Origin of the sequence: Shouchella sp. JSM 1781072, from assembly GCF_041949915.1 — a bacterium.
Taxonomy (GTDB): Bacteria; Bacillota; Bacilli; order Bacillales; family Bacillaceae_D; genus Shouchella.
Map to the genome: position 1 here is coordinate 415,716 of NZ_JBHFQE010000002.1, position 12,970 is coordinate 428,685.

Annotated in this window: 13 protein-coding genes; 11 read left to right on the forward strand and 2 right to left on the reverse strand. The window is 41.6% G+C overall.

Annotated elements, in window-relative coordinates:
• Positions 1 to 409: 409 nt before the first annotated feature.
• Positions 410 to 559 carry a hypothetical protein gene (locus ACE1TH_RS11550; RefSeq protein ID WP_176554369.1) on the reverse strand — a complete coding sequence of 50 codons (150 nt, stop codon included), beginning with the start codon at positions 557 to 559 and terminating at the stop codon, positions 410 to 412.
• Positions 560 to 766: 207 nt separating this feature from the next.
• On the opposite strand from ACE1TH_RS11550, the gene ACE1TH_RS11555 reads away from it, so the two are divergent.
• Both ACE1TH_RS11555 and ACE1TH_RS11560 read left to right on the forward strand, forming a co-directional pair.
• Positions 767 to 1,447: a DUF554 domain-containing protein gene (locus ACE1TH_RS11555; RefSeq protein ID WP_099302683.1), complete on the forward strand. Its 681-nt coding sequence runs from the start codon at positions 767 to 769 to the stop codon at positions 1,445 to 1,447.
• Between the two features lie 220 nt (positions 1,448 to 1,667).
• Positions 1,668 to 2,354, forward strand: coding sequence for a hypothetical protein (locus ACE1TH_RS11560; RefSeq protein ID WP_375079043.1), 687 nt, complete (start codon positions 1,668 to 1,670; stop codon positions 2,352 to 2,354).
• A 38-nt stretch (positions 2,355 to 2,392) separates the two neighbouring features.
• On the opposite strand, the gene ACE1TH_RS11565 is transcribed toward ACE1TH_RS11560, so the two are convergent.
• A complete protein-coding gene (locus ACE1TH_RS11565; protein ID WP_375079044.1) occupies positions 2,393 to 2,728 on the reverse strand; it encodes a hypothetical protein in 336 nt (111 codons plus the stop codon).
• A 193-nt stretch (positions 2,729 to 2,921) separates the two neighbouring features.
• Between ACE1TH_RS11565 and ACE1TH_RS11570 the strand changes: the two genes are divergently transcribed.
• From ACE1TH_RS11570 to ACE1TH_RS11610, 9 genes are all read left to right on the forward strand, one after another.
• Complete coding sequence (locus ACE1TH_RS11570; protein ID WP_375079045.1) at positions 2,922 to 4,832, forward strand: BglG family transcription antiterminator; 1,911 nt, start codon at positions 2,922 to 2,924, stop codon at positions 4,830 to 4,832.
• A complete protein-coding gene (locus ACE1TH_RS11575; protein WP_375079046.1) occupies positions 4,829 to 5,260 on the forward strand; it encodes a PTS sugar transporter subunit IIA in 432 nt (143 codons plus the stop codon). The genes ACE1TH_RS11570 and ACE1TH_RS11575 overlap by 4 nt, the downstream gene beginning before the upstream one ends.
• Positions 5,261 to 5,274: 14 nt before the next feature.
• Positions 5,275 to 5,556 carry a PTS sugar transporter subunit IIB gene (locus tag ACE1TH_RS11580; RefSeq protein WP_099302693.1) on the forward strand — a complete coding sequence of 94 codons (282 nt, stop codon included), beginning with the start codon at positions 5,275 to 5,277 and terminating at the stop codon, positions 5,554 to 5,556.
• A gap of 37 nt (positions 5,557 to 5,593) precedes the next feature.
• Entirely contained in the window at positions 5,594 to 6,877 is a 1,284-nt protein-coding gene (locus ACE1TH_RS11585; protein WP_375079047.1) for a PTS ascorbate transporter subunit IIC, read from the forward strand.
• Between the two features lie 5 nt (positions 6,878 to 6,882).
• The gene (locus ACE1TH_RS11590) at positions 6,883 to 7,623 is read left to right on the forward strand and encodes an SIS domain-containing protein (protein ID WP_255224594.1); all 741 of its coding nucleotides are present in this window, start codon (positions 6,883 to 6,885) and stop codon (positions 7,621 to 7,623) included.
• Between the two features lie 435 nt (positions 7,624 to 8,058).
• Positions 8,059 to 9,843, forward strand: a complete 1,785-nt coding sequence (locus ACE1TH_RS11595) for a helix-turn-helix domain-containing protein (RefSeq protein ID WP_375079048.1) — start codon at positions 8,059 to 8,061, stop codon at positions 9,841 to 9,843.
• Positions 9,844 to 9,962: 119 nt separating this feature from the next.
• The gene (locus ACE1TH_RS11600; protein ID WP_375079049.1) at positions 9,963 to 11,120 is read left to right on the forward strand and encodes a hypothetical protein; all 1,158 of its coding nucleotides are present in this window, start codon (positions 9,963 to 9,965) and stop codon (positions 11,118 to 11,120) included.
• A gap of 15 nt (positions 11,121 to 11,135) precedes the next feature.
• Positions 11,136 to 12,401 (forward strand): metal-dependent hydrolase family protein, encoded by a 1,266-nt coding sequence (locus ACE1TH_RS11605; RefSeq protein WP_099302703.1) that lies wholly within the window; start codon positions 11,136 to 11,138, stop codon positions 12,399 to 12,401.
• Between the two features lie 123 nt (positions 12,402 to 12,524).
• Positions 12,525 to 12,809: a hypothetical protein gene (locus ACE1TH_RS11610; RefSeq protein ID WP_375079050.1), complete on the forward strand. Its 285-nt coding sequence runs from the start codon at positions 12,525 to 12,527 to the stop codon at positions 12,807 to 12,809.
• Positions 12,810 to 12,970 lie beyond the last annotated feature (161 nt).

Here is a 12,970-nt window from a genome sequence, read left to right on the forward strand (position 1 = left end):
GTTTATTCCGTAAAGGCGTGTCATCATAAAAAAAACCCACAGACATATGGCGTCTGTGGGTGCGAGTAAACGAGGCGTCACTAAAGACACGTCTCCTTTTTTGGATAACAAAAAGAAAGACAGTTCAATCTGCCTTTCTTCACGCTTCTTACTTTTCCGGCGAAGATGGTTAAAAATGTGCAGACTACTCCCGTTTACTCTGTTTATGAAAACAGAGCCTTTGAACATATTGAATTACTTATTGTTCAAAGTTTGCTGGCGTAATCTTGCTGGTAACATTTTTAACATCCCTCCTGTCTCTAAGTTAGTCTCACTATATAAGAGTTCGTTTCTAGCGTCAAGTCTAGATTTACACTCTTATCGTTGCATACTTTGCTAAGAGCTAAAATCGGTCGTATAGAAAAACGTATTAATTAAAAAAATCCTCACATTCATCCCGTTCTCTCGTTCTCGCAACTACCCAATGTAGAAATGCCTGTTCTTCCTGATCAACCTTGCGCCCAAGCTTCTCTTCAAAATCAACAATCAACCTGTGTATGTCATCATCGATTCGATTCATAGGTCCTCCTGCGTACAACCTTTTCTACATCTTATGGTATATACACGAGTAATTGCAAGAGATTTCAGATAATAGAACGACAATTTTGTTCATAGTTTTCATTTTGTCCATTTTGTTCACGACCTCATAACAAAAAATACTTCTCATGCATGAACGCACATGCGTATACTAAAAGGAATTTCGAATAATAGAAAGAAGGCATCTATCATGATTGGTACGTTTGTAAACGTGGCGACGATTTTAATAGGTAGTTTCATAGGTTCACTAGTCAAAAGTGGGCTAAACGAACGCTACCATACCATTCTCATGCAAGGTATGGGACTAGCCGTTATTGGGTTAGGTATTAGTGCGATCTCCACCAATCTCCCAAACAGCACATACCCTGTTCTGTTTATTATTAGTCTAGCTCTCGGTGGATTAATTGGCGAAATTATAAAATTTGAAGACCGATTTCAGAGCAGTCTGTCTTTTCTCCTCAAGGGCAGAGTAAACGAAGGTCTAACAACCGCAATTCTACTTTTTTGCGTTGGGACGCTGTCCATTGTTGGTCCCATTGAAGCAGCGTTAAACCAACAGTATACATACCTTTATTCAAACGCGATTTTAGATGGCTTCACTTCAATCGTTTTAGCAGCTACGTTCGGGTTTAGCATTGCGTTTTCTGCAGTGGTCTTACTAATTTGGCAAGGAAGTATCTACTTACTCGCAAGCTATGCATCCATTTTCTTCACGTCAGAGCTATTAACGGAGTTCTCGATTATTGGTGGTCTGCTCATCTTAAGTACTGGCTTAAATATTGTCGGCATTCATTCGTTTAAAACGTTAAATCTTTTACCAGCTCTACTTATTCCTGTAGTCTTTTTTGCTGTAAAACTGTTGTTCGTTTGAACAGTTTCCCAAAAAAACGACAACAATCATCGTGAATGATAGCCTATTAGATTAGTATTTTTTTGTTTTTCTAGTTTTCCATCAGCAATAAACTAGTCACTTAAACGCAAAATCAACACGTTTACAGTGACTTTTTTCCCAAGTCTATTTGCGCTTATTATTCCTTAAAGCCGGGTAACTCTCTTCATGTACCACCCATTATCCTGAAGGGAGTTTTTTGATGAAAAACGCAGTTTATGGCTTTATCACCGTACTTATTTTTATGCTCGTCATTGCAGGAGGGTCTTCTAGTGCGAATGCCAAAAATGAAACAACCAAGATTCACACAACCCCTCCTGAACATGCTTATTACGAGGAGTTAAACGGCCTGTACTTAGAATTACCTTATGCGCAAGAGGACGTCACGGTTCAAAGAGGGGCGGATACCCTTACCATTCTGGATGCTGAAACAGGAGACTTGATTGAAAAGATTCAGTTAACGGAAAGTGTAGTGGCGCAAAATGACCACCCTTTACTACCACCACCTATAACGGTTCCACCTGAAGAAGAGTTTATGGAGATGAATTCCACTCAAGAACATATGGGGCTTGAAGTAGTACTAAACGTTCGCTTTGTTGTTACAAAGAATTTAGACGGTGTGTACGAGGATGTTGTTGATATTCGAGATGCATGGTGGACGACAGGAAGCGGCCCTCATACGCTAGAAGACTCGAATACCGATATCTTGCACGGTGATTTCCCTGTAAAAGAGTTTACTGTCACTGGCCAAACGACGATTGTCACACAAATTGACGCAGGTGCACAAGCTGGTTTTGAAGCCGCTGGCTTTAGCGTAGGTGTAGATGTGTCAGGGTCCTATTATGCCCGCATGACGGTTCGTGATACGATGTTTTTTGATTTATTTTAATTCACGCCTGCGAACCGCTCTAGTTCATAGAGCGGTTCTTAGAACAAATGAGAAATCAATCGCAAAATAAGATATGCACCTCCGATAATAGCAAAAAATTCTACGACTCTCCTAGTCTTCGATTTCCGTCTTCTCTTCAATTCTGCTTTCCGCTGTCGTTCAATCTGCTTATCTTCAGATACCACGAGCCACATAATCGTCACACCAATGTAGGCACCAATTGTATAAATAATAAATGTCCGTATGGGCGGAAATCCTGTATCTAATATGAAAAAAGCCATCATGTACCCTAATAAAACAGCCGCCGGCGTGATGAGAAATGTATGGATTTTCACCTTTCGCCATAAGTACTCTTCAGAAATTTTTTCGTTCACGATATCCACCTCCTGACACTTCCTTTATTTACCTCTTACCCGCAACACCACTTAAGAAAACGTGTTCAAGCCTTTACGAGCAAGGCTGATCCTCTCCCTATTTTTTCATTGCCAGTCTATTGCCACAGATGTGATATTTTTCAGTCTTTGGCAAATAACCGAATCAAGCTATGATTAAAACAAGGTGATGCACATGTTAACCTCTAGACAAAAAATTATTCTAAGCAAATTACTTGAAAGCGATCAGTTCATGACTATTGACGTTTTGGCGAAATGGCTAACGATCAGTGGTCGAACTGTTCGCTATGACCTCGATGCAATCGATGCGAGCATGGAGGATATCGGCGTAATCATTACGAGAATGCCGGGGAAAGGTGTAAAGCTTCGAGTTAGTGAGAACAAACGACCTGCCGTCATTGCGATGCTCGATGAAAAGCAAATGATGACAGACAAAAACGCTCAACGCTTAATGATGAGTCTATTCGTTACCCTTACAGGCACATTTACCATTCAAGATGTAGCCGATGAATTTTCGTTGAGTCGTTCAAGTGTACAAAAATATCTAGTCGATGTGGAAGAATGGCTTGACCATTTTGACCTTCAAATTACGAAACAAGCTTGGAAAGGCCTCCAAGTCATCGGAACCGAGCGCAGCATTCGACTCGCCCTCTATCAAATGCTTGAAGAAAAAGATACAGATTTACTAAAGGTTCAAACTTGGCTGAACATGGATAGAAAAGATTTTGAGCTCATGAAAACGTGGCTAGCATTTGTTCAAACCGAACGAGGTATCCATTATAGTGAGTCAACTGTTGATGTGTTTTATCTCTTCTTGTTTTGGTGGAAGCAACAAATTGCGATGAACCACTATGTGTTTGTTCCGAAAAACAACCGCCATAAACGTCATTTTCACTTAGGTGTAATTGAATCGTTTATTCAAGAACATGTGAAAGATGATCGCTCCATTCTTCATGAATGCGCCTTTTTGGACGATTTATTCGATCAAGCGAAAATCGTGTCGTACAAAAAAGGAACACCGCATCTACGAAATTATGAACGCGAGATTCAGTTTTGCAAACAGTTATTGTCGCAAGTATCGACCATTTTGCATACGGACTTACTGGCCGATGAAAAGTTAACGAACGATTTAACCCATCATGTAAAAGCTGCGTTTATGCGAATCTCTCAAGGGGTTGAAGTTGATAATCCCTATACAGAGGAAATAAAAGTTCGATATCGCGCGATTTACGAAATGGTTTTTCAAATGACATATGATATGGGCTTTGAAATGGTTGCTAGTGAAGTGGCCTATATCACGATGCACATTAGCGCAGCCTATGAGCGAAATAGAAGTCGAAAATTTCTCCCAACGGTAATCGTTGTCTGTTCATCTGGTCTAGCAGCCTCTTCCATTCTGACATCGAAACTTGAACAAATTGAACCAGGATTTCACTTAATCAATGTTGTTCGGACACAAGATTTAGAACGAATGCTTGATGAAACCAACCCTGATTTTGTCTTGACGACACAAGATATCCAGATGCCCGAATGGCAACAAACAAAGTGCTTTCGCGTGAGCCCGCTTCTTAGCGATAACGACAAACGATTGATTCAACACGAAGCTCATAAAATCATTAATCGGCAACAGCTCGCTTCTTTTAATGAATTATACGGAAAAGCTAGTCTAGTAGAGCCATCCCTCTTTGATGAAACCATTCATACAGCGCAGACACAAGATTGGCGAGAAGCCATTACATTAGCCGCTCAACCACTTTTAGAAGCAGACTACATCGAACAAGGCTATATTCAAGAAATGATCATGTCCGTGGAACGAAATGGTACCTATATGGTTTTTCTTCCAAACGTGGCGTTTGTACACGCTAGACCTGAATACGTAATAAAAGAAGGCATTAGCTTAACCGTCTTGGACCAACAAATTGAATTCGGAGATTTAAATCCTGAGCGCGTCGATATGATGATTGTATTGGCAATTAAAGAAGTGCATAACCAAGACTTTATGCAACTTTTCCATTATCTAGAGCACCAAGCATCAAGAGATCAACTTTTACAAAAATGGAATCGACGAAAGGACGCGGCAGAATGACAAATTGGATACGAAAAGAACATGTTGCTGTAGATGTAAAAGCAGGCAACTGGGAAGAAGCGATACAAGCTTCTGGAAATTTACTATTAGCTACCGGTGCCATCTCGCAACACTATATCTCTCAAATGATCGATTCAGTAAAGGAAAACGGGCCCTATATTGTGATTGGACCAGGAATTGCTATGGCCCATGCACGCCCGAGTGAAGCTGTGCATGAGGATGCGATTTCTCTTGCAGTTTTGGAAAAATCAGTTGCTTTCGGCAGTGAGCAAAATGATCCTGTTGACCTTGTATTCTCTTTTTCGGCAACAGGGTCCGACGCTCATCTCAAACTGATTGAGCAGCTTTCACACATCTTAATTGACGAAGAAAAAGTCAACCAGCTTCGACAAGCCCCCTCAAACGAAGCATTATATAACTTAATTTAAAGGAGCGATTACAAATGGCGAAGTTAAAAATTATGACTGTATGTGGGTTCGGACTAGGCTCTTCCATGGTGTTAAAAATGAATTTAGATGGTGTCTTAAAAGACCTTGGCATTCAAGCAGACGTGTTTACGGGTGATGTCGGCTCTGCCCAAAGTACACCAGCAGACTATATTTTCACAAGTAAAGAACTAGGTGAGAAACTCCAACAAACGGCCGGTAAGCCAGTTGTCATCATCAACAGCTTTGTAAACAAAGCTGAAATAAAAGAAAAAGTAGAAGCGGAACTTCAGGCGTAATTGCCGAAGTTCCCTCTATATATAAGGGGGGTTACACATGCAAACTGTGATGGATTTTCTAATTGAAGTTATTCGTGAACCAGCTATCTTCTTAGGACTCATTGCCTTAACTGGTCTTTTATTATTGCGGAAAGACTTCTCCTCCGTTGTTTCAGGAACAGCTAAAACCGTTATCGGTGTTGTGATTTTGACACAAGGGACCAATATTTTAATGAACTCCATTGCACCATTAACAGAAGGGTTTAACGTCATGTACAACATTGACAACCCAGAAGTCGCTCCCGCATTAGGAGCAGATACAATCTTAAGCCAATACGGCACCCAGATCGGCCTTTCGATGTTAATCGCTTTTATGATTAATTTACTTGTTGCTCGCTTTACACCCATTAAGCACGTGTTTCTGACTGGCCACATGTTGTTCTGGTTTCCATTTATCTTTGTTGCAGTCGGAATCGAAAATCATTTAAACAATACGCAACTCGTTATTTTTGCTTCTATTCTAACAGCTCTTTATATCATTATTGCTCCTGCTCTATTACGTCCATTTGTTCGAAAAGTGACTGGGTCTGACGACTTTATTATTGGTCATCCTACGACCATTCTCTCCCTTATTGCCGGCATGGTCGGTAAATTATTCGGGACAAAAGGACGGTCATCGGAAGATATTAAGTTTCCGAGTTCGACGGAATTTTTACGAGAAATTAGCATTACGTCATCGATTGTCATGTTTTTCGTTTATATTGTCGTGAGCTTTATTATTGGATTTGATACAGCGGCTACAGCTTTCGGTGCGGAACAAAACTTGTTCATTTATAGTGTCATGCAAGGAATTCTTTTCGGAGCCGGACTAACCATTCTCTTACTTGGTGTCCGTATGATGCTCGCTGAAATTATTCCAGCTTTCCAAGGAATCTCGCAAAAATGGATTCCGAATGCAGTGCCTGCCTTAGATGCACCGATCTTATTTCCATATGCACCAAACGCTGTCTTGATCGGATTTGTCGTCTCTATGATTACTTCGGTGGCTACGATTTTTATTACAGGAAGTATGGGCGTCTTCAGCTTCGTCATTGTCCCACTAACCATTACTTGTTTCTTTGAAATCGGTACAGCTGCGATTATTGCAAATGGACAAGGTGGTTTACGAGGTGCGATTGCAGGTTCGGCTGTTGCAGGAATTGTGATGATTTTCCTCGTCGGTCTTTCCGTTCCGATCTTGAGTGGAACAGCAGCAGATTGGATTGTCATCTTCGGAGGGAATGACTTCTCTTTATGGAGCTTTATCGGAGACTTATTTGCACGAATTTTTCCAGGGGGGTAATTTGAATGTCTTATGTAAAACAGTACTATCAATCGATTGAAGCGATTCTTACGCGGATTGTGGACGAGCAAGAACCCACCCTTGAGCAAGCAGCATCTTTAATGGAAGAGGCGGTCAACAGCGGCCGCTCTCTCTACCTTTTCGGAGCGTCTCATGCTGGTATAATTGCCGAAGATGCGTTTTATCGCGCTGGCGGACTTGCACTCTTTAATCCACTCTTCAGTCCAGCGTTAATGTTGAATGTTGAGCCTGTGACGCTCACTTCTCAGCTCGAACGGTTAGAAGGCTACGGCAATATCATTCTAGACTCAAAGCCGGTCCAAGCTGGGGACGTCGTGTTTATCCACTCGGTCTCAGGAAGAAATCCAGTTGCGATTGACCTCGCCATTGAAGCAAAAGCGCGCGGCATGCACGTGATTTCACTCACAAATTTAACCTATTCTATGGGTGTGACATCCCGACACTCTTCGGGAAAGCGGTTATTTGAAGTGAGCGACATTATCATTGATAATTATGGCGAACCTGGGGATGCCACTGTCTCAATTGATTCACTCTCACAAAAAGTCGCCCCAACATCAACCATTTCAGGAAGCTTTGTGATTCATTCCATCGTCTTGAAGCTCATTGAAAAACTAGAAGCTAAAGGTAAGGATGTCCCAATTTTCCGTAGCGCGAATCTTGACGGTGGCGATGATTACAATGCCACGATGATGGCAAGATATAAAGATCAGATTCATTATATGTAACAAAAACGATTTTCTATAAAAAGAGCCTTCATGAAGGAGAATATGCCCTTCAAGAAGGTTTTTTCGATTACGATGCGTCTTTCTTTTAGACAATTATCGGTATAGAATGTCGAAACGAAACACAGTGAGCGCAGCGTTCGCCACACCACCATTAATCGTTTTCTATCTATTTTTCGTAGTGACATTTATTCTTCTATTAAAAGAAGCCGATGACTCCTAATATACTAGTAAGAGCGAAGCCAATAAGCAAAATCATGACAATCGTTGATTTCTTCATTTTCTGCACCTCCAAGATGATGCCTATACCATTTCCTTTACAACATTTCTTGAAACTAGGGCGAAGGGTTTAATTTTTCCTTTTCGCGTCTTAACAAGCTAGTTTCTCTTCTTCTTTTCCCTTATGATGAACTGAATGAAAGTAAGGAGATGCGTACAATGAAAACTGAACAACAATTAAATAGTCTAATGACATCCATTCGCGTCTTAAGCTCGACTCGTGAATTACCTGATGTCTTGCGCCAACTTTTACAAGAAGCGTTACATGTTATTGATGGGTCAACAGCTGGCGTCTTGTTTTTATATGACGAACAACAAAATACCCTCTATGCGGAAAGTGCCATTGGATTCAAGATGGCGTCACTAGGAAAAGTCCGCTTAAAGCCTGGCGAGGGAATGAGCGGTAAAACCTTTCAGCAGAAACAAGGTAGTATTTATATGCACATGCACGATACGAAAAAAGGGATGGGGAACCTTAGTGCCCAAAATGCCCAATATTACGAGCAGTCTCTTCCTGAATTGACGTATCCTGTAAGCGCCCTATCTGTTCCGTTATTCCGTATTGATGGCAGCTGTATTGGTGTGCTAACAGTAGATATCTTTAAGCGAGACCACCTGTTTGATGCCTATGATTTAGAGCTATTAGAGACTTTTGCCCGCCAAGCATCCATTGCGATTGAGAACGCTCGGCTATATTCTCAAAATAAGCGAACACAAGACATACATCATGCGCTTTCAAAAGTTTCCCTTTCCAACGGTGGGATCGACGACATTACAGCAGCATTAGCTCGGTTGCTTTCCAAAGATGTCGTCGTGTTGAATGAATTTGCTGAAGAACTTTCTCGCTTTCCTCAACAACTTCAGTCTCCTATTACAAAGGAACACTTTACCGAGATTACGCACTCCTTTATAAAAAATCAAACAACAGGCGTTCAAACTACGTTATTCCGACAAGAAGGCGTTGAACTCTATACATTTCCTATCCAAATCGAGACCGATCCTTTAGGGTTTCTAATCGTCATCAGTCATGCAGATTCCCTGTTAAACTCGTTGGACCAAGTAGCAATTGAACAAGCACTGCCTATATTTGTGATGGAACTACATCAACGCGAAAAACAAGATGTTGACGATTTGTTGTATACTGGGCGGTTACTAGAAATGGCGATCCATTCTATCCAGCCAGAGAGTGCCGTACAAGAATTGTTTATGCATGTTCCCACTACAAATGAACACCACTACATCATTGCCAAAATTCAGCTGGAACACGGGAGTATGCTTTTACAACAAAACAGCCGATTAAAACAATCGTTCATGCGGAAAGTTTACTTTGCCCTTTCTAAACTACCAGAACCAGCAATTGTTTATGAACGACATGTTGATTTAACGTTTTTATTCCCAGTCTCGTCCCAACATTCATACGCCGCTATTGAGTCCTGTTTAGTAGAACTGCTCGACTACGTAAAACAAAAATGGGGGTTGATTGGCTACGCTGGAATTGGACAAGCTCGAAAAAAACTAACCGACTTGAAGAATGCTTATACGGAAGCGGTAAAAGCCATTCACTTTTTAAAACGTAAACAACAACCCCATCAAGTTATACACTATACATCCCTAGGTCCTTACCAATTATTTCTGACGATGGATGAAGAAGTATTGAGGAAATATGTACACGGACAGCTTGGTGATTTGGTGATAGACGAAGCGAACAAGGATCTCCTACACACCTTGTTTGTTTATATGGAACAAGGACAACGATTGAAAGAAGCTGCACGAAGTCTCTTTGTTCACGTGAACACGGTAAAATACCGCTTAAAAAAAATCTATGAACACTTCGATATAAGCGCTTTCACACCTAGTCATAGTTTCGAACTGCATCTCGCACTTAAAATTGCTCACTATTTAGAAATTATCTCATTTAGCGACAGCGGACAAAAAAGACAGTGAATTTTGTCGAATGAAACTATAGAATGTTCAGTCTATTTCCCTTATAGTTTTATTCAAGCATTTGTTCAGACTCTTTTGTCAACGAACAGTGCCAGACTTGGACAAAGGGGGGAAATGGTTTGCAGCCCATCTATTTAGCTTTATTATTTATCGCGATTATCGCAATTGGAGAAATTATTTCGATTCTATCACGTGCACGCATTCCGACTTTACTTGTTGTTGTGGCCACTGTATTCCTTTTCTTGCAAACAGGACTTATACCCGAATCTTACATTGAAGATTCTACGTTTGTTGCAGTCGGTGGCGTGCTTGTACCTGTCTTAATTGTTCATTTAGGTACAATGATTCCATTAAAGACAATGATTCAGCAATACCAAGCTGTGGTCATTACGCTTATTGGACTAGCCTTTTCCGTGCTTGGTGTACTTAGTATCATCACTGTTTTATTTAATTATGAAACAGCCGTAGCCGGTGCGGGACCCATTACAGGCGGCATTATTGCCTACATCGTAACTTCAGAAGGATTAAGGGATGCCGGATTTACAGCGATTATGGCTATCCCCATTGCCGTCTTCACGATTCAAAATTTCTTCGGCATGCCGCTTACTTCTTTTTTTCTAGCCCGCTATGCCAAGAAAATCCGAACTGATGAAACAGCGGCAGCCATTCAACCTACTGACGAAGAGGCGTCAGAATCGAAAAAACCCTTTGTCCTTCCTCATTCATGGATGCAAAGTCATTTCGTCATTATCTTTTTGTTATTTGCAGGGGGTGCATTTGCGGTACTCCTTGATGACCTCACAGGCGTCAACGCAAGCCTTTGGGCACTCGTGATCGGTGTAACAGCAGCAGCCTTACGGTTATTGCCAGAACGATCGATGGAAAAAGCCAATAGTTCAGGGATTACAATGATTGCGCTCATATTTGTCGTAATGAATTCGTTAATTGGCGTGACTTGGGATCAAATTGTCGCCTCCCTTCTACCAGTCATCGTCATTATGGTGGTTGGAATTGTCGGACTGATGATTGGCGCACTGATCGGCGCAAAAATTTTTAAGTGGGATCGAAACAAATCAATTCCAGTTGTATTAACCGCTTTGTACGGTTTTCCAGGAGATTACCTCATTGTTGAAGAAATTAGTCGAAGCGAAGGAAAAAACGAAGCTGAACAAAAACGGATTATGGATGAGCTGATGGCCCCTATGTTAATTGGTGGTTTCACATCGGTTACCGTTGGCTCCGTAGCAATCGCAAGTATTTTAATTTCAACTCTATAAAAGGAGAGGATAGAAATGGCCATTACCGCACTTACAAACGTCGTCATGATTGATGGAACAGGAAAAGAACTGATTGAAAACGCGGTTGTTCTAATCGAACAACAACAGATTATTGCGGCAGGTACTGCACAAGAAATTGATCTACCAACAGAAGCAACGATCATTGATGGCGAGGGACAATACCTTCTTCCAGGACTCATTGATACCCATGTACACATGGCATTAGAAATTAAAAACGTACAAGAATCACTGCTCACACCGTTTTCTTATCGTTTTTTTGAAGCAGCTAAACGACTTGAAACCACGTTACAAACAGGTATCACATCTGTGAGAGATGCCGGCTTTGCAGACGCCGGTATCAAAAAAGCAGTAGAGGACGGTCTTGTTCCTGGTCCACGTATGCAAGTCAGTATTAACCCTCTGACGATTACGGGTGGACACGGGGATAGTTGGAATCTCTCTGGTATTGATACGACTGATCCTGTTTATCCAGGCATGCCGGACGGCAAATGTGACGGACGTGAAGAAGTAAGAAAAACAGTCCGCGAGATGCTACGAGCCGGAGCGGACGTGGTCAAAGTTCATGCAACTGGTGGCGTTTCAAGCCCGACGGATCACCCTGAATTTACTCAGTTCTCGCAGGAAGAGCTTGAAGTCATGGTAGAAGAAGCTACCTTTCGTAAAGGCATTAAAGTGATGGCACACGCCCAAGGTGCAGAGGGCATTAAAAATGCCGTACGCGCAGGTATTCATTCCATTGAACACGGCATCTTTATTGATGATGAAGCGCTAGAATTAATGCTTCAAAACGGCACATACCTGGTACCGACTTTGCTTGCCCCACTGGCTGTTTTAGAAGCGGCTGAAACGACAAATACAATGGCCCCTTATGCCATTGAAAAGTCAAAACAAGTCATTGATATTCATAAACAAAGTATTGAAAAAGCCTATAAAGCAGGCGTAAAAATTGCGATGGGAACGGATGCAGGCGTCTTCCCACACGGTATTAATTTACGAGAACTCGGACTCATGTGCGAGATTGGTATGTCGCCAATGGAAGCCATTGTCGCTTCAACGAAAACAGCTGCAGAATGCATGGGCTGGGGTGATCGCGTCGGTACAATCGAGCCCGGCAAATGGGCTGACCTAATCTTAGTAAACAGCAACCCCCTTGAAAACATTCACGTTTTAGAACAGCACGAGAACATCACCTTCGTCATGAAAGACGGAAAAATTTTTAAAGATACCGCAAAAAAAGTCGCTCACGTCGCGTCAAAATAACGCCAAAAATTAAGCTGCCCTTTTTCGTGAGGGGCAGTTTTTTTCGTTCATAGAAGAGGTGCATACGTTTCTCTATTTAAGACATGCTAAAAGAAAATCGTTCAGCTGAAAGGAGTTCTTTTAGTGCCAAGCAGAACAATAAAATGGGTGTCTGGCGGGTTAGAAGCGCTATGGGGTTTGCCTATACTCGGTGGAGCCCTAATTATCTCACTTTCCTGGACACCACTCTTCTTTATGCTAATCCTTCATATAATCGGTTTAGCTTTTGCAACAAGAGAAAATCGCAAGAAAACAGGCCATATCTTAGGGATTCTCGCATCTGCATTAGGCTTAATTCCAATCGTTGGTATGATTCTGCATATCCTTGCTGCTATTTTCTTACTCGTTGAAGCCGGAAAAGATCAATAACGCAGCTAGGATGCCCCTCCTAATTAAGCAAAGATTCAGTTTTACCCCGGTAGCGTTTAGTTTAAACGGGATAGCTATTACGACAAAGAGAATGAAGGCTCGATAGCCGTTCGTTCTCTTTGTTTATGCTAGACTAGGAAAATACCATTCATTAGGAGGTT